16 protein-coding genes are annotated in these 17,801 nt (G+C 63.0%); 13 read left to right on the top strand and 3 right to left on the bottom strand.

Translation table 11 applies throughout. The annotated features are described in order from the left end of the window. Positions 1 to 2: 2 nt before the first annotated feature. A complete protein-coding gene (locus HDG37_RS04625; protein WP_184044785.1) occupies positions 3 to 434 on the bottom strand; it encodes a RidA family protein in 432 nt (143 codons plus the stop codon). Beyond that, positions 434 to 1,792: an NAD(P)/FAD-dependent oxidoreductase gene (locus tag HDG37_RS04630; protein ID WP_184044787.1), complete on the bottom strand. Its 1,359-nt coding sequence runs from the start codon at positions 1,790 to 1,792 to the stop codon at positions 434 to 436. Before HDG37_RS04630 ends, HDG37_RS04625 begins: the two co-directional genes overlap by 1 nt. 178 nt (positions 1,793 to 1,970) lie before the next feature. Here HDG37_RS04630 and HDG37_RS04635 point away from each other — a divergent pair, with 178 nt between their 5' ends. The 7 genes from HDG37_RS04635 to HDG37_RS04665 all read left to right on the top strand — a co-directional run bounded on the left by HDG37_RS04635 (position 1,971) and on the right by HDG37_RS04665 (position 9,350). Continuing rightward, complete coding sequence (locus HDG37_RS04635) at positions 1,971 to 2,894, top strand: LysR family transcriptional regulator (RefSeq protein WP_184044790.1); 924 nt, start codon at positions 1,971 to 1,973, stop codon at positions 2,892 to 2,894. Between the two features lie 124 nt (positions 2,895 to 3,018). After that, positions 3,019 to 4,170 carry an SRPBCC family protein gene (locus HDG37_RS04640; RefSeq protein ID WP_184044792.1) on the top strand — a complete coding sequence of 384 codons (1,152 nt, stop codon included), beginning with the start codon at positions 3,019 to 3,021 and terminating at the stop codon, positions 4,168 to 4,170. A 43-nt stretch (positions 4,171 to 4,213) separates the two neighbouring features. Further along, the gene (locus HDG37_RS04645; RefSeq protein ID WP_184044795.1) at positions 4,214 to 5,419 is read left to right on the top strand and encodes an ABC transporter ATP-binding protein; all 1,206 of its coding nucleotides are present in this window, start codon (positions 4,214 to 4,216) and stop codon (positions 5,417 to 5,419) included. 2 nt (positions 5,420 to 5,421) lie between these two features. Next, positions 5,422 to 6,477, top strand: coding sequence for an ABC transporter substrate-binding protein (locus HDG37_RS04650; protein WP_184044798.1), 1,056 nt, complete (start codon positions 5,422 to 5,424; stop codon positions 6,475 to 6,477). Between the two features lie 39 nt (positions 6,478 to 6,516). Next, complete coding sequence (locus HDG37_RS04655) at positions 6,517 to 7,773, top strand: ABC transporter permease (protein ID WP_184044801.1); 1,257 nt, start codon at positions 6,517 to 6,519, stop codon at positions 7,771 to 7,773. A 66-nt stretch (positions 7,774 to 7,839) separates the two neighbouring features. Then, complete coding sequence (locus HDG37_RS04660; RefSeq protein ID WP_090810989.1) at positions 7,840 to 8,667, top strand: ABC transporter permease; 828 nt, start codon at positions 7,840 to 7,842, stop codon at positions 8,665 to 8,667. 233 nt (positions 8,668 to 8,900) lie between these two features. Next, on the top strand, positions 8,901 to 9,350 hold the full coding sequence (locus HDG37_RS04665; protein ID WP_184044802.1) for an SET domain-containing protein: 450 nt from the start codon (positions 8,901 to 8,903) through the stop codon (positions 9,348 to 9,350). Between the two features lie 158 nt (positions 9,351 to 9,508). Here HDG37_RS04665 and HDG37_RS04670 read toward each other — a convergent pair whose 3' ends face one another. Continuing rightward, positions 9,509 to 10,285 (bottom strand): aspartate/glutamate racemase family protein, encoded by a 777-nt coding sequence (locus HDG37_RS04670; protein ID WP_184044805.1) that lies wholly within the window; start codon positions 10,283 to 10,285, stop codon positions 9,509 to 9,511. A gap of 379 nt (positions 10,286 to 10,664) precedes the next feature. Here HDG37_RS04670 and HDG37_RS04675 point away from each other — a divergent pair, with 379 nt between their 5' ends. From HDG37_RS04675 to HDG37_RS04700, 6 genes are all read left to right on the top strand, one after another. Beyond that, positions 10,665 to 11,801, top strand: coding sequence for a branched-chain amino acid ABC transporter substrate-binding protein (locus HDG37_RS04675; protein WP_260332751.1), 1,137 nt, complete (start codon positions 10,665 to 10,667; stop codon positions 11,799 to 11,801). Between the two features lie 25 nt (positions 11,802 to 11,826). Next, positions 11,827 to 12,726 (top strand): branched-chain amino acid ABC transporter permease, encoded by a 900-nt coding sequence (locus tag HDG37_RS04680; protein ID WP_184044810.1) that lies wholly within the window; start codon positions 11,827 to 11,829, stop codon positions 12,724 to 12,726. Positions 12,727 to 12,729: 3 nt separating this feature from the next. Beyond that, positions 12,730 to 14,538, top strand: a complete 1,809-nt coding sequence (locus HDG37_RS04685) for an ABC transporter permease subunit (protein WP_184044814.1) — start codon at positions 12,730 to 12,732, stop codon at positions 14,536 to 14,538. Then, positions 14,526 to 15,257, top strand: a complete 732-nt coding sequence (locus tag HDG37_RS04690) for an ABC transporter ATP-binding protein (RefSeq protein WP_090810981.1) — start codon at positions 14,526 to 14,528, stop codon at positions 15,255 to 15,257. Before HDG37_RS04685 ends, HDG37_RS04690 begins: the two co-directional genes overlap by 13 nt. 168 nt (positions 15,258 to 15,425) lie before the next feature. Beyond that, positions 15,426 to 16,271, top strand: a complete 846-nt coding sequence (locus HDG37_RS04695) for a DUF1989 domain-containing protein (protein WP_184044817.1) — start codon at positions 15,426 to 15,428, stop codon at positions 16,269 to 16,271. 106 nt (positions 16,272 to 16,377) lie between these two features. Next, the gene (locus HDG37_RS04700; protein WP_184044820.1) at positions 16,378 to 17,622 is read left to right on the top strand and encodes a D-amino acid dehydrogenase; all 1,245 of its coding nucleotides are present in this window, start codon (positions 16,378 to 16,380) and stop codon (positions 17,620 to 17,622) included. Positions 17,623 to 17,801 lie beyond the last annotated feature (179 nt).

The raw sequence follows: 17,801 nt of genomic DNA on the forward strand, positions 1-17,801 counted from the left end.
CCTCATGCCTGAGATGGCTTCCAGTTGTCCGGAATCACGGCGATCACGTCGATTTCCATCAGCCATTGCGGCTGGCCGAGCGCGCTGACGCACAGCCCCGTCGAAATCGGATACACGCCCTTCAGCCACTTGCCGACTTCCTGATACACCGGCTCGCGATAACGAGGATCAGTGATGTAAGTCGTCGTCTTGACGATATGCGACAGGTCGCTGCCCGCTTCCTCGAGCAGTTGCTTGACGTTCTTCATCGCCTGCTCGGCCTGCCCGCCCGGATCGCCGAGACCGACCAGGTTGCCGTCGAAATCCGTACCGACCTGGCCGCGCACATAGACCGTATTGCCCGCGCGAACCGCCTGGCAAAGATCGTTATCGAGCGACTGGTTCGGGTACGTGTCCTTCGTATTGAACATGCGGATGCGGGTATGCGTAGGCATCAGTTCACTCCCACTTCTTTGGTCTTCGGCGCGTGCGATTCGTCGCACGCCGTATCGGTCGGATTCGCGCCATGCACGCCGCGCGCGTCCTGCCGACGCTGCGACGCGTCGCGATACGCGAGGTATTTGCGCTGCGTGACGATGTGATCGGCGATGTGCTTTGCGTCATGCCAGACGCCCCAGATAAACGACGACGCGCGCCGCGACAACCACGGCAAGCCGAGGAAATACACGCCCGGTTCCTTCGATACACCGCGCTGATGCTGCGGCTTGCCCTTATCGTCGAATGCGTTCACGTGCAGCCAGCCGAAATCGACGGCATAGCCGGTGGCCCAAATGATCGTGCTCACGCCCGCCTTCTTCAGATCCAGTTCCGGGAGCGGATGCGTCACGCACTCCGGGTCGGGTGGAATCAGGCGTGCGTCGGGGTCTTCCGGCAGGTCCACGCCGTTGCGCTCGACGTAGTCGTCGGCCGCGTCCAGTAGCGACATCAGGTTTTCGTCGCCACGCTTCAGATTGGCGGCGAGGTCCTGTTCGAAGGTCGCGACGCCATTCGCGAACGATTTCGTCGTGCCGACCAGCGTCATGCCCTGATGAGCGAGCCTGCGAAAATCGATGGTCTGGCCGCCGTACGCGCCGCTGACGGCAATGGTCACATGCTCGCGTCCCGGCACGGCGACTTCCTTGTCCCATTCGCCGAGTACACCCAGCCACCAGCAGAAATCGCGCCCGCGATAGGCGCGCGGCGGACGGTCATGCGCACCGACGGACAGATAAACCTTGCGGCCCGCGCGCTGCAGTTCGTCCGCGATCTGCACGCCGGACGAACCCGCGCCAACCACGAGCACCGCCCCTTCGGGCAGTTGCGCCGGGTTCCGATAGTGGGCCGAATGAAGCTGCATGAGCTCGACGCCCTGTGGCGCGATAGGGGGAATGACGGGCCGCTGGAACGGCCCCGTCGCAACGACCACGCGACGGGCTTCGATCGTGCCATCGGACGTTGCGACCGCAAATCCTGCCCGGCCCTTCAGACGCTCGACGCTCGTGACTTCGACGCCCGTGCGGATCGGCGCATCGAACTTGCGCGCATAGGCCTCGAAGTAATCGGCGACCTGATCCTTGGCGGCGAACCCATCAGGATCGAGTCCTTCGAACTCCATATTAGGGAAGCGGTCGTGCCAGGCGGGACCATTGGCGACCAGTGAATCCCAGCGGCAGGTACGCCAGCGTTCGGCAATGCGGTCGCGCTCCAGCACGAGATGGGGTACGCCGAGTTTGCTCAGGTGTTCGCTCATTGCCACGCCAGCCTGACCCGCGCCTATGACCAGCGTGTCGATCGACAATTTTTCAGCCGACATGGCCTTCTCCTTCTGAAAAGCGCTCTGGATTCAGGTCACACTCTCTCTTCGGTCGGACAGAATGTACGCCGCGCGGCGGGCAACAAAAACTATATTTTAAAAATGCTTTGCATCGTTTTTCGCTATGCAATCGACAATTGGCGAGCGACAATCGGTTCGACCGAACACGGAGCAACTGATGGACGGCAACTCGATACGCTACTCGTTGCGTCAGCTCAGGTATTTTGTCGTCACGGCCGAGACGCTTTCGTTCACCGCCGCGGCAAGGCGCCTGCACATTTCGCAGCCGTCTATCTCGACGTCGCTCGCGGATCTGGAGGAATCGTTCGGCGTCCAACTGTTCATCCGCCATCACGCCAGCGGGCTGTCGCTCACGCAACCGGGCCGCGATCTGCTCGGCCACGCTCGCAATCTGCTTCAGAACGCCGAAGAATTGCAGTTGACCGCGAAGGAAATCGATGGCGGCATGTCGGGCTCCATCTCGCTGGGCTGCATGGTGTCGCTGGCCCCGCCGCTGATGCCAGGCATCATCAGCCGCTTCGTGCAGGACTATCCGGCGGTCACCTTCCGTACGACGGAAGCGCATCAGGACACGCTTTTGAGCGGCCTGCACGACGGCTCGCTCGATATCGCGCTGACCTACAGCCTCGATATCGCCGATGGAATCGCGTTTACCCCGCTGCTTTCGCTGCCACCGTATGTCATCCTGCCTAAAACACACAGGCTTGCACGGGCCCGCAAAGTGTCGCTGGCCGATCTGCTGCCCGAGCCCTATGTGATGCTGGACCTTCCGCATAGCCGCGAGTACTTCTCCGCGCTGTTCGACGCAGTCGGCAGCCGCCCTACCGCGGCTTTCCGGTCGTCACAGCCTGAAGTGGTGCGTGGCATGGTCGCCAACGGCTTGGGTTACAGCATACTCAACTTCCCGCTGAAGTCGACCCGGACAGTGGACGGCGAAGACTTCGTGATTAAACATTTCAAGGAAAGCGTCAATGCGACGACGCTTGGCATCGCACTGTCGGGCGCCGTCAAGCCGCGCGAGGTTGTGAAGCGCTTCTCGGCATTCTGTGAAACGTATATTCGGCGCCTCCACATCGGTTAGCGGCCCGGAAAGCCTCTCGGCATAGGCTTGAGCTATGCACTGCATGCAAAAACAATATTTTACCTAGCAATTTGGATTGTTAGATTGGTGCTCATCGGATGCACACACTGATGGGGGGCCCCCTATGTCAGCCATTCTTCAGTCGACGGACACTGAGCTCGACATCGTTCGCGCCCTGCGCGAGAACTGCGAGCGTCCGTTCGGGGATGCACACGCCATGCCGCCGGCCGTCTACACGTCGGAGGCGTTTCTCGCGCTCGAACGGCGCGACGTGTTTCGCCACGAGTGGTTGTGCGTGGGCCGCGCGAGCGCGCTCGCACAGAGCGGCGACTATCTGACCGCGCAAATCGACGACCAGCCGGTGTTCGTGCTGCGCGATGCGAGCGGTGCGTTGCGCGCATTCTCGAATGTTTGCCTGCACCGGATGTCGGTATTGCTTGAAGGGCGCGGCAACGTGCGCCGGATCGTGTGCCCCTATCACGCATGGAACTACACGCTCGATGGTTCGCTCGCGGGCGCGCCGTTGATGGATCGGCAGCCGGGCTTTTGCAAGGAACAATACAAGCTGCCTGCCGTGCGCTGCGAGACGTGGCAAGGCTGGATCTACGTAACGCTCAACGCGCACGCGCCTTCGGTGGAATCACATTTGTCCGGGCTGACGAAGCTGATCGAGCCGTACGGCATGAGCAACTACGTCGAGACCTTCCACGAAGAGCACGTGTGGGACACCAACTGGAAGATCCTCGCGGAAAATTTCATGGAGAGCTACCACTTGCCGATGCTGCATCGCGCAACGGTCGGGCCGCACTCGAAGCTCGAAGAAATGGAATGTCCGCCGGGCTTGCCTGCGTTCAACTATCACTGGATCACCAAGGAAGCGTCGCTGCCGATCGGCAACGCGCATCCCAGCAATACACGTCTGCAAGGGCACTGGCGCCGTACCACCGCGCTGCTGGCGATCTACCCGACACACCTGATCACGCTGACGCCCGGCTACTTCTGGTATCTGATCCTGCAGCCGCGGGGCATCGGCCGCGTGCATATCCGCTTCGGCGGCGGCCTCGCACCGGATTTCGTCGACGATCCGCGGGCCGCCGATTACATGGCTGCGCTGAAGACGCTGCTCGACGAAGTCAACGCCGAGGACCGGCGCGGCGTCGAGGCCGTGTTTCGCGGCGTGCACGCGCCACTCGCGAAGCCTGGCCATCTGAGCCCTCTGGAACGGCCGAATTACGACTTCGCCCGCTATCTGGCGGGACGCCTGGGCGCGAAGTGATTTGCCGCCCCACGTGGACCGCCAACACTCTGCCGAGTTACCCATGTCAAGCCAACCATTTATTTCGTTCGACGGCGTCAGCAAGTCATACGACGGCGTGCATAGCGTCGTCGAGGGACTCGATCTCGATGTCGCGCACGGTGAATTCGTTTCGCTGCTCGGTCCGTCCGGTTCCGGCAAGACCACGACACTGATGATGCTCGCGGGATTCGAAGCGCCGACGCGCGGTGAAATCCGCCTCGCCGGCAAGCGTCTGGACGACAAGCCGCCGCATCGGCGCGATATCGGCATGGTGTTTCAGAACTATGCGCTGTTCCCGCACATGACGATTGCCGAGAACGTCGCGTTTCCGCTGTCGGTGCGCAAGATGAGCCGTAGCGAACAGAAAACGCGCGTGACGCGCGTGCTGGACATGGTGGAGTTATCGCATCTGGCGGCACGGCGTCCGTCGCAACTGTCGGGTGGTCAGCAGCAGCGCGTTGCGCTTGCCCGCGCGCTGGTTTTCGAGCCGAGCGTGGTGCTGATGGACGAGCCGCTTGGCGCGCTCGACAAACGCCTGCGTGAAACCATGCAATACGAAATCATGCGGCTGCATCGCGAACTGTCGCTGACGATCGTCTACGTGACCCACGACCAGAACGAAGCGTTGACGATGTCGGACCGCGTCGCCGTGTTTTCCGATGGACGCATCCAGCAGGCCGCCGCACCGACCGAACTCTACGAAAACGCGGCGAATGCGTTCGTTGCCAATTTCGTCGGCGAGAACAATGGACTGACCGGTCGCGTCGATTCCGACGGCGGGGAATGGGCTGCGATGCGACTGGCCGACGGCAGCACTGTGCGCGGACGCCCAGGCGCGGGGCTCGCGTCGGGCGACACGGCGGTGCTGGCGCTGCGTCCCGAGCGCGCGCACATCGCCGCGACGCCGGACGCCGTGCAGGAAGCGACCCGGCAGAACATGAACGTCGTGCACGCGCTCGTCGAGGAACTCGTCTACTGCGGCGATCATCATCGCGTGCATCTGAAACTCGGCCATGGCGAAAGCATGGTGGTCAAGCTGCCGAACACACAGCACCATGATCTGCCCGCACTGGGCCGTCAGACCGCCGTGACCTGGCGGCGCGACGACTGCAAGGTGCTGCCCGCCATGGCGCCCGCGCCGCATTCCGCCGCCGCGTCCGGCGGCGCCGACTATTCCACTGTTGCCGTTCCCTCGTCCGCCTCGCCACTTATCGCAGGAGCCAACTAGAAATGAAAACCACACTCTCGTCCTTCCGGACCACCATCGCGGCGTGCGCGCTCGGGGTGTTTGCCACGGCCACGGTTCACGCGGCCGAAACGATTTCCGTCGTCACCTTTGGCGGTGCGTATGAAGCTGCCGCGAAAAAGGCATGGTTCGAACCGTTCACTGCGAAAACCGGCGACCAGTTCTCCACCGAGTCCTACGATGGCGGCCTCGCCAAGCTGCAAGCGATGGAACAGTCGAAGAACCCGACCTGGGATCTGATCGACCTCGAAACCAACGACGCAATCACCGCGTGCGACGAAGGCCTCATCGCCAAGTTCGACAAGAAGTTGCTCGGCAACACCAGTGACTTCCTGCCGGGCTCGATCAGTGATTGCGCCGTCGCGGCGATGGTGTGGTCCACCGTCTATGCGTATGACACCACCAAGCTGAAATCTGCGCCGACCACCATCAACGATTTCTTCGACCTCAGCAAGTACCCCGGCAAGCGCGGCATGCGCAAGTCGCCGAAGGTCGCGATGGAATGGGCCTTGATCGCCGATGGCGTGGCACCCAAGGACGTGTACAAGACCCTCTCCACGCCTGCTGGCGTCGACCGCGCGTTCAAGAAGCTCGACACGATCAAGCCGAGCATCGTCTGGTGGGAGGCGGGTGCGCAGGCGCCGCAACTGCTCGCCGACGGCGCGGTCGTGATGACGCAGGCGTACAACGGCCGCATCGACGACGCCGTGCACAAGGACAAGAAGCCCTTCAAGATCGTCTGGGATGCACAGGTGTACGACTACGAATGGTGGGCCGTGGTCAACGGCGCGAAGCATGCCGACGCGGCGCGGAAGTTCATCGTCGCATCCTCGACACCGCAGGCCTATGCGGACCTGTCGAAGTACATCGCGTACGCGCCGCCGCGCAAGGACGCCATTGCGCTGATCGACAAAGCGCGTCTGAACGATCTGCCGACAGCGCCGGCGAACTTCAAACGCCCGCTGCAAATCAACGCGACGTTCTGGGCCGACAACGCGGATGCGATCAACAAGCGGTTCCAGAACTGGCTGACGCAGTAGCGCCAGATCGAACGAACGTCACTCGGGAGATCGAGCACGATGAACACGCAACTGCCATCCACCGCCCCTTTTGGCCGCGGCCCGCAGGCCGCGGACCGCGAGTCGTTCCGCGCCGCGCGCCGCAAGGCCGCGATGCGCGCGTTGCTGCTGGCTTTGCCGTTGCTCATCTTTCTGCTGGTGACGTTCGTCGCGCCGATCGCGAGCCTGCTCGCGCGCAGCGTGCGAAACCCTGAAGTGCGCGCCGGCATGCCGCAATTGAGCACGGCGCTGGCCGGATGGGACGGTGCGGGCGTACCCGGCGAACCGGCCTTTGCCGCACTCGCGCACGACCTGAAGGACGCCAGCGAATCCGGCCAGCTCGGCAATATCGCGCGACGCATGAACTTCTCTCAACCAGAGTTCCGCAGCCTGCTGTTCAAGACGGCGCGTGCCACACGTTCGCAAACGCCCGCGCAATGGAAGCCCGCCCTGATCGATCTGGATGAACGCTGGAACACACCGGAAACCTGGCGGCTCCTCAAGCGTGCGTCGATCTCGCCCACGCCCGACTATTTGCTGAACGCCGTCGACGCGCAAGTCGCGCCCGATGGCTCGGTGACGTCCGTCGCGGCGGACAGCGCCATCTTCCGCGCGGCCTTCGGACGCACGGTCACGATCAGTGCGACGGTCACGCTGCTGTGCCTGCTGCTGGGTTATCCCGTGGCGTATCTGCTCGCGACATTGCCGGAGGACCAGAGCAACCGGCTGATCCTCTTCGTGATCGTACCGTTCTGGACATCGCTGCTGGTGCGGACCACCGCGTGGTATGTGCTGCTGCAACCAGGTGGTGTGATCAACAGCGCGTTGCTCCGCTTTGGGCTCATCAATCATCCGTTGTCGCTGATTTTCAATCGCACGGGTGTGTTGATCGGCATGACGCACATCCTGCTGCCATACATGATCCTCGCGATCTTTTCGGTGATGAAAGGTGTCCCGCCCGTGTACATGCGGGCGGCGAAATCCCTCGGCGCGCATCCGGCTGTGGCCTTCGTGCGAGTGTATATTCCGCAAACGCTGCCGGGTGTCGGCGCGGGATGTTTTCTCGTGTTCGTTCTCGCGCTCGGTTATTACATCACCCCCGCCCTGCTAGGCGGTGCCGGCGACGAAATGATCAGCCAGCTGATCGCGTCGCAGACCAACGATCAGCTCAACTGGGGACTCGCGGGTGCGTTGTCGTGCTATCTGATCGCATTCACGGCGGTGTTCTATTTCATCTTCAACCGGCTGGTCGGTATCGACCGCTTGCGCTTCGGCTAACGCGCCGCGCAACCGACGCTAATGGGTTGTCGCTCCTTCGTATGGTTGATCAACAGGCAGACTCAGATGAAAGACGGACGAACCCGGCTACTCTCGGAACGCATCGCGGGCGCGGGACTACGCGTGCATTGCGCGCTCATTTTCTTTTTCCTCGTCGCGCCGATCCTCGCGATCGTGCCGCTGTCGTTCAACTCCGGCTCATTCTTCTCGTACCCGATGCAGGGCTTCTCGCTGCGCTGGTACGCGCAGGCGCTGAGTTCGCCGGACTGGCAACGCGCGTTGGCGAACAGCATCGGCATCGGCGCGGCGTCGACGCTGATCGCGACGGTGCTCGGCACGCTCGCCGCCCTCGGCTTGAGCCGCACGCAGTTTCCTTACCGCTCGATCATCATGCCGATCATCGTGTCGCCGATGATCGTGCCTATCGTTGTCGTCGCGGCCGGGTTTTATCTGGTCTTTTCGCCGCTCGGCCTGGTCAATTCGTATCTCGGCGTCGTGCTTGCGCATGCCGCGCTCGGTACGCCCTTCGTGGTGATCACCGTGACGGCTTCGCTGCTGTCGTTCGATCAAAGCCTGCTTCGCGCTGCGTCGGGGCTGGGCGCGCAGCCGTGGGTCGCGTTTCGTCGCGTCACGCTCCCGCTGATCACGCCCGCCGTCGCAACGGGCAGTGTGTTCGCATTCGCGACGTCGTTCGACGAAGTGATCGTCATTCTGTTCATTGGCGGCCCCGAGCAGCGCACCGTGCCGCGGCAGATGTGGAGTGGCATCCGTGACCAGATCGACCCGTCGATCCTTGCCGTGGCCACACTGCTGATGGCGTTCGCCATCGCCCTGTTCGCCTGCATGAACTGGTTGCGCAAGCGCGCAGCGGCGGCCAGCCGCTCGTTTGGCTGAGCCGACGGTTGTGCCAGCGTGATGCCGTGGACATGCGACTTGATGCCCTCCCTGTAACCATCGACCGTTGCCAGCCTTGTTGCGGCAAAGCCGGAACCCTTGGCGCGGTCCGTCCTTGGCTGTTAGTTGCGCTTTTAAAAAGAAAAATATTGAGCGCCTGAGTGTGTGGCGATATGCTTCGCATCGCCGCTCAACCACATGCAACGACCGAGGGTCGCGAAGGAAACGACAAAATGCGATTGCGACGCATCACCGCACGACGCTCACCAGTGCATGGCATGGGACTGTTTGCCCTGCAGCCGATCGCCCCGGGCGAACGGGTGATCGAGTACAAGGGGGAAGTGACCAGCTGGCGGCGCGCCGCCGCCCGTCAGCGAGCCGACGCGGGCCACACGTTCGTGTTTGGGCTGTCCAGCGGACGAGTGATCGACGGCAGCCGCGGCGGCAACAGCGCCCGCTTTCTGAACCATGCGTGCGCCCCCAACTGCGAGGCCATCGAGACGGGCGACCGGGTGTTCATTCATGCGCTCGCCACGATCGCACCCGGGGAGGAGCTTTTCATCAATTACGGTCTGTCAGTGGACGGCGCGGTCACCGACGACATTCGCGCCCAGTACACGTGTCATTGCGGCGCGCCGGCATGTCGTCGAACCATGCTGGGAAATGACGGACAGTCGTCGTAGTCCTGCCGCCGCGCAGACGCTTCGATGAGCGATTCCTGCGGCGGTTCATCCGACGCGCCTGCCGCGTCCGTGGTGCGCGTCGATGTCTGGAACAGGGCCTCGGCGTCGATCGCCGCATGGTCGCCCCGTCGCGCTGCGTCGCGTTTCAAGGCACAACGTCACAGCGCGAACAGCCGCCCAAGACGAGGCTCGCAATCTCTCACGCCGGCGAGCCGCAACGCGTGCCACGCCATCGCGTAGTTGCTCGATATCACCGGCTTGCCGATCGCCGCCTCCAGCTCCGGAATCAACCCGGCGATGCGCAAGCTCGTGCACGATACGAAAATCGCGTCCACGTCACGATTGCGCGCAAGTCGCTCAACACCGGTTCGCAACGACGCCGCATCGATCCGCGCCACTTCGTTATCGTTCGCATGCTCGAACGACGCCATGCGCGTAATGCCGTGACCACGCGACTCGATATAGTCGCGCATGTATTCGTTGATCGAACGCACATAGGGAGTAAGCAGGGCCGTACGTTGGACGCCCAGGGCGCGAAGCGCCGCCAGCGCCGCGGTGATCGGCGTAGTGCACGCGGCGTCCGCACGCGCTTCGCGAATCCGCGCGAACACCTTTTCCTCCCCAATCACCATCGAGGCGGACGTGCAGCCAAACGCCACCACATCGATACGCTCGGCCGGACGGATCAGCGCGACCGCCGGTGCAATACGGTCCTCCATTTCCGCTAGCCGTTCGGGCGTGATGTCCGCCGAGTTATACACACGGCTTTCGTAGAACGCCACGCCGGCCTGCGTCAGCAAGCCCCGCCACTCATGCTCGATCGTATGATCGGTAGCGAGCACCACGAGCCCAATCGCGGCACGACGGCAGACGCCGTCGTCCAGCGTGAAATCGAGCTTCGTGTACACGTCGTCATGCTGTGCAATCGCACTCATTTCGGAGTCGTCCTGTCATGTCGCGTTCGCCGCTCGCGAGTCTCTGTCCGTCACTGCCTCTTAAAGGTAGGGGATTGCCGGCGCCTTTGTGTAATGGTTTATACGCAAATACCCTATACCGTCCCAACCCACACCGGCTTCTATCATGAAAGAAGCGCTTTTGTGTCAGCGCTCCGGTGAAACCAGCAGTCACGCCGTTGACCTGGTGGGTATGAATCACACGCAATCGCCCCATTTCCGTCCGCTTTCCGATGTCACCGGTATACCCGTGTGGCGGATCGTCCGATCCCTCTCACAATAAGGAGTCTCTAACATGTTTGCTCAGACGATTGGCTGGTCCGGTGCAAAGCGGGGCTCGCGGCAAACGGCCTTTGCGGGCATGGCGGCCGCCGTGGCCCTGCTTGTCGGCATGGCTCCCGGTTCGGCGCTAAGCCAGGGCGCCACCATCAAGATCGGCGTGCCCGTTCCGCTGTCGGGCAGCAGTGCCAATGCCGGCACGGATATTGTCAACGGCGCGAAGCTCGCCGCCGCCAGAATCAATGCAGCCGGTGGCGTGCTCGGCAAGCAGATCGAGCTGGTGCCCGAGGACGACGCCTGTGATGCGCAGACCGCGGTGCAGGCGGCACAGAAACTCGTCGATGCGGGCGTTGTCGCGGTAGCGGGCGGATATTGCTCAAGCGCGGCGCTGCCGGAATCGACAACCTTTCATCGCGCCGGGATTCCCTACGTGCTGGATGCGTCGACGAATCCGCAACTGACCGAGATGGGGTACGACAACGTGTTCCGCACGATCGGCCGTGACGACCAGCAGGGCCCATTCGCGGCAAGCTTCATGAAAGACGTTCTGCACGCGAAGCGCGTGGCGGTGATCGACGACAACACGACCTATTCCAAAGGCCTCGCCCAGAACACCGTGCAAGCCCTGAAGAAGGACGGTGTCGATGTCGTGTACGCCAATTCGATCACCCCCGGACAGATGGACTATTCACCGACGCTCACGCGGGTCTCCTCACTGAAGCCTGACGTGATCTACTACACAGGCTATTTCTCCGAAGCCGGCCTGCTGGTCAAGGAGGCGCGGCAACTGGGTCTGAAAATGACCTTCATGGGCGGCGATGCCACCAATGACCCCACCCTGATGAAGACGGCCGGTCCCGCCGCCGACGGCATGATCATCACGACGGCACCGCTTGCGCAGTTCCTGAGCGGCGCGCACGCCTACGTCGATGACTATACGAAGGCTTACGGGCAAGCGCCGGGACCGTACTCGGTCTATGAATACGATGCTGTCGGGGTCACGGCGAAAGCCATCGCGGACGCGAAATCGGCACAGCCTGCCGCGATCACGGCTGCTCTGCACAAGATCTCGAACTACCCGGGCGCGACCGGAACGATTTCCTTCAATTCGAAGGGGGACCGCAGTAAAGCCGTGTACATCACCATCATCGTGCACAACGACAAATTCGAGCCCTACCAGCGGCAGGATGCGAGCGGACATTGGGTGGCGATGAAGTAGGCGTCATTACGCGCGCGCCCCCGTCATGAGCGACTTCTTCCAGTTCGTCATCGAAGGGCTGACGACGGGCTCGTTCTACGCGCTCGTCGCCCTCGGCTACACGATGGTCTACGGAATCATCCGGCTGATCAACTTCGCTCATGGCGACCTGTTCATGGTCGGCGCGTTCATCGGCTGGACCGGTCTGATGGTTCTTGCATCCGCGCATCTGCCGCTCGCCCTGGCGCTGCTGATCGCCCTGGTGGCCGCCATGACGGTCACAGGCGCGCTCGGCCTGCTGATCGAGCGGCTCGCGTATCAGCCGTTGCTGCGCGCGCCGCGGCTGTCGATTCTGATTACCGCGCTGGGCGTCTCGCTGGCGCTGCAAAATGGGGTGCTGCTGATCTACGGCGCGGGCTTTCGCACCTATCCGCACGTGCTGAGCCAGGCCGGCTTCGAACTCCACGGCGTGCAGATCACCTTCGCGCAGATCGGCATCATCGTGACGAGCCAGGCCCTGATGCTGGCACTGTATTTCTTTGTTCACCACACTTTCCTCGGCACCGCGATGCGCGCGCTGGCAATCGATCAGGACGCCGCGCGTCTGATGGGCATCGACGTCGAACGCCTGATCCAGCTCACCTTTCTGCTCGGGTCGGTGCTGGCCGCCGTGGCGGGCGTCATGGAAGGTCTTTACTACACGCAGATCAATTTCTTCATGGGCTTCGTGCTAGGCCTGCGCGCGTTCACCGCCGCCGTGCTTGGCGGCATCGGCAACATCCCGGGCGCGATGGCGGGCGGCATCCTGATTGGCCTGCTCGAAGCCTTCGGCGCGGGCTATGTCTCTTCGCAATGGACCGACGTGTTCGTCTTCGGCGTGCTGATCGCCGTGCTCGTGATCAAGCCGACCGGGCTGTTCGGCGAACGCGTTGTCGAGAGAATGTAGTCCATGAGCGCCAGTCAGGCTTCCGCGCGTTGGGCCAGGCCTCTCGGCGGTGCGCTGCTGGCCGCCGCCGTGGCGCTGCCCGCTGTCGTCAGCAACTATGTCGTCGATGTCGGCCTGACCATCATCACCTATTCGATCCTGGGTCTTGGGCTGAACATCGTAGTCGGTTATGCCGGATTGCTCGATCTGGGCTACGCGGCCTTCTTCGCGATCGGCGCGTACACGACGGCGTTGCTGGAAACCCTGCTGCACTTCTCGTTCTGGGAGACGCTGCCGTTCAGTCTGGCGTTCGCCGGGGTATCGGGCATCGTCATCGGCTATCCCACCCTGCGCCTGCGCAGCGACTATCTGGCGATCGTCACGCTGGGGTTCGGCGAAATCACGCGTATCGTCGCCACCAACCTCGACATCACGGGCGGCCCGAACGGCATCTTCGGCATCGCGAGCCCGAGCCTGTTCGGTTTCGAGATCAGTTCGCCGATAGCGCTCTACGAACTGGGCATGGCGTTCCTCGTGGTGGTGCTCGGGTTCGCCATCCGGCTCGGCCAGTCGCGGCTGGGCCGCGCCTGGACCAGCATCCGCGAGGACGAGGCAGCTGCCGAGGCCGTCGGCGTGCCGACGCTGCGCGTCAAGCTGCTCGCCTATGTGATGGGCGCGCTGATCGGCGGGCTGGGCGGCAGCCTGTTCGCCGCCCGCTTCGGCACCATCGATCCGACCGGCTTCACCTATCTGCAGTCCGTCACGATCCTGATTGTCGTCGTGCTCGGCGGCCGGGGCAGCATTCCCGGTGTGCTCCTCGGCGCCATCATCGTCGCCGGCCTGCCGGAGATTCTGCGTTTTCTCAACCTCTGGCGCATCTTCGCTTTCGCGATCGGGCTCGTGATCCTGATGCTGTTAAGGCCACAGGGGTTGTGGCCAGCGCCGTTGCGCCGCGTCGCGCCGGCGCGCAAGGGCGCTGACGCCGATCGCGTCGCCGTGCCCGATCACGCCGTCACCGATGAGGTCCTGCTGGAGGTGCGCGACATGCAGCGCCGCTTCGGTGGCGTGCTGGCGGTCGGCGGTGTCAGCTTGATGGTGCGAAGCGGCGAGATCGTGAGCCTGATCGGTCCGAACGGCGCCGGCAAGACCACCGTGTTCAACTGCCTGACCGGCGTCATCCGCCCGACTGGCGGCCAGATCGTCTGGTGCGGGGAACGGCTTGCCGGCGGCGCACCTCATCGCATCGTCCATCAAGGCATGGCGCGCACCTTCCAGGGCATCCGCCTGTTCGGCCACATGACGGCCTTCGAAAACGTCCTGACCGGCATGGACCATCGGCTTCGGACACCGCTCGCAGCCGAGCTTCTGGCGTTGCCGTCCGCGCGCGCCGAGGCGGCGGACCATTCCACCGAAGGCCTGCGCTGGCTCGCCTTCGTCGGTCTTGCCGGCAGGGCGGGCGAGCGCGCCGCCGATCTGCCGTACGGCGACCAGCGCAGGCTGGAGATCGCCCGTGCGCTCGCCAGCAGCCCTCGCCTGCTGCTGCTCGATGAGCCGGCTGCAGGCATGAACCCGACCGAGAAACGCGCGCTGATGGAACTGATCCGGCGCATCCGGGATCATGGCGTGACGGTGCTGCTGATCGAGCACGACATGATGCTGGTGATGGGCGTGTCGGACCGGATCATCGTGATGGACCACGGCGTCATCATCGCCGAGGGCCAGCCCGCCGCGATCCAGGCGGACCCGCGGGTGATCGATGCCTATCTCGGCACAGCCGGAAAGGACGAGGCGAGCGACGATACCGCCGGGGAGAAATCGCTGTGGGACTCCTAGAAATCCGCGATCTGCGTGTGAGCTATGGGACTGTCGAAGTGCTGCACGGCATCTCGCTGGACGTCGCGGAGGGCGAGATCGTCGCGTTGCTCGGCAGCAACGGCGCGGGAAAAACGACCACGCTGCGGGCGATTTCCGGATTGATCCGGCCGCGCGCGGGCGACATTGCGATGGCTGGCCAGCGCCTGACGGGCTTGCGCGCACACCAGATCGTGGCGCTGGGTCTGGGTCATGTGCCAGAGGGGCGGCGCATTTTCGGCGCGCTGACGGTGGAGGAAAATCTGCATCTCGGCGGCTATCTGATCCGGCGCGACAGTGCGGCATTGCAACAGCGAAGGGATCAGCTCTATGCGACTTTCCCCCGGCTCGGCGAGCGACGCAGCCAGCTGGCTGGCACGCTCAGCGGCGGCGAACAGCAGATGCTGGCGATTGCCCGAGCCCTGATGCTGCGCCCGCGTATCGTGGTGCTGGACGAACCGTCGATGGGACTCGCGCCGAAGCTGGTCCGCGCGATCTTCGGCATGATCGCCGACATCTGCCGCGAAGGCACCTCGATTCTCCTCGTCGAGCAGAACGCCCGCCAGGCGCTGCGGATCGCTCATCGGGCTTACGTGCTGGAAAGCGGGCACATTGCGCTCGCGGGGTCCGCCCGCGAGTTGGCTCAGGATAGCCGGGTCCGCGCTGCCTATCTGGGCGGCAGTGCCAGCTCGGCAGAGTAACCCGCCAACCGGGCAATCGACCTTGGCTGAAACGGGTCAGACGTAATGGAGGCAAAACATGTCAGAGATCGATAAGGAAAAGGTCGTTGCAGTGCTGCGTCGCCCGAGCGATGACGACACCGCCTCGTCGCGGCACGGCGCCGGCCTGAGTTCGACGGAGAATGCATCATGCTGAATTATCCTGCTGCCTATCAGTCCACCAAAGGCTCGGCGCTCGACGTCGACAAGACCTTCTATCAGCGCATCGCCTCACAGCACGACACCCGCACGCTGGTCGAATCGATCGTCGTGCCGATCCGCTCGGGGCAAGCGTGGAGCGTGCCGGCCGGCCACGTGTTTCGCATTGTCACGATCGAAGGCCCGCAGGTTGCCGACCTGAACATGTGGAACCGGCACAACCCGCGCGAGCGCATGTGGGCATCGCGCACGCGCCAGTTGCAGCAGGCGCACGTGAGCACGTTCGACCGTCTGTGGTCGACGCTGCCATTCCTGCGTCCGATGGTGACCATCACGGATGACAGTCTCGCAGGCTACGGTGTCGACGAGCACGGCGGCCGTGTCCACGATCTGCTCGGCACGCGCTGCGACCCCTACGTGAACCGCATGCTGACCGGCGAGGATTTTCATTTTCACTGCCACTCCAACCTGACGCGCGCCATCGCCCCGTATGGATTGACTGAGTACGACGTCCACGACGTGCTCAACGTGTTCCAGTGCACCGGCCTGAATCTCGAAGACAAATACTTCATGAAGGCGTGTCCGGCAAAGAAAGGCGATTACCTCGAATTCTTCGCGGAGATCGACTTGCTGTGCGCGCTGTCGACCTGTCCGGGCGGCGATCTGTCAGTGCCGATGTGGGGACCCGACGCGCGCGATCCGCTGGAAGTGTGCCGGCCGCTTGGCATCGAGGTCTGGCAACTCGCGCCACGGATGCTGGATGGGTGGACGCCGCCGGCCGTGGCTGCCTACAGAGGGCAGCACGGAATGGCGCTGAATCAGCCGCAATGGAAGTGAGACTGCTGCCTCCTGTCCAGCACGAACCGATCGTGGCGCAGCAAAAAGCCGGAGCAAGACCGCGCCGCCTTGAATGCCCGCCGGCCCCCTTGTATCTGAGGACATCATGAAAGTTGTCGTGCTCGGTGGCGGGGTAGTCGGTGTGACAACCGCGTACCAGTTGCAGAAGGATGGCCATGAAGTCGTGATCGTCGAGCGGCAGCCTTTAGTCGCATCGGAAACCAGTTGGGGTAACGCGGGCATGATCGCGCCCGGGCATTCCTTTGTCTGGTCCTCGCCCAAAGCGCCGATGATTCTGCTCAAATCGCTGGTGCTGAAAGATCAGGCGTTGCGCTTCAAGTTCTCGGCGGATCCCAGGCTTTACAGCTGGTCGTGGCGTTTCCTGATGGAATGCACATCGGAGAAGGCACGCCGCAATACCCTGCTCAAGCATCGGCTTGCCGCGTACTCGCAACGCGTGCTACAGAATGTGATCGCTGAGGACGCCATTGAATACGATCGAAATGACCGCGGAATTCTGTATTTTCATCGGACTCAGGAAGCGCAGGATCGCGGAGTCGAACACATGAAGCTGCTGGAATCCGATGGGCAAGTCATCAGGGTTCTCAGCCGCGATCAGGTCGTCGCACTCGACCCGTCGCTGGCTTCGGCAAAAGACAGGATAGCGGGTGCCATTTACTGCCCGACCGATGAGACCGGAGACCCTGCGAAGTTCACCCGCGCCCTTGCGGAAAAGATTGTCGCGCGTGGCGGTACGCTTCTGACGGACACCACCATCGACGGCTTCGAAACCGCTGGGCAGGACGTGGTGGGCATAAGAACGAGTCGAGGCCTTGTAAAAGCCGACGCGTATGTGCTCGCCCTTGGCCCCTATAGTCCGGTTCTTGGCCGACAGATCGGCATCGATCTTCCGATCTATCCGATCAAGGGATACTCCCTCACGATTCCGATCGATGGCCGGCCCATGCCACCCTCCGTTGCAGTGGTCGACGAGCACAACCTCGTCGCAATCTCGCGCTTCGGCGACCGGATCCGGGTCACCGCAACGGCGGAGTTTGCTGGCTACGACACGAGCCATAAGCCTTCTGATTTTGCGTTCATGAAGAGCGTGACACAAGAACTCTACCCGGCCGGCGCCAACTACGATCGCGCCGAAATGTGGGCCGGTCTCAGGCCCATGACGCCGACGAACCTGCCGTTTCTTGGGCGCAGAAAGTATCGCAATCTTTATCTGAATACCGGTCACGGTCATATCGGCTGGACCATGTCGCACGGATCGGCTCGAATCACGGCCGACCTGATCGCGGGACGAACCCCGGCGATACCGATGGTGGGGCTGCTTTGCGACTGATGGCGACGCGTTTTGCAGCCAAAACATGAGGCCCCAGCCGAACGTTGTCAGCAAACTATTGCATCGACCGGTCGAATCCGCCGCGCATGACCCGTCGGTACACGTCGCGCTCAAAGAATTGCGACTTCGAGACGCGTTATCGCGCGTCGGTCGCGATGCACGCCCAGCTCAGGGCTTCC

It is taken from the genome of Paraburkholderia sp. MM5384-R2, assembly GCF_014201025.1.
Lineage (GTDB): Bacteria > Pseudomonadota > Gammaproteobacteria > Burkholderiales > Burkholderiaceae > Paraburkholderia > Paraburkholderia tuberum.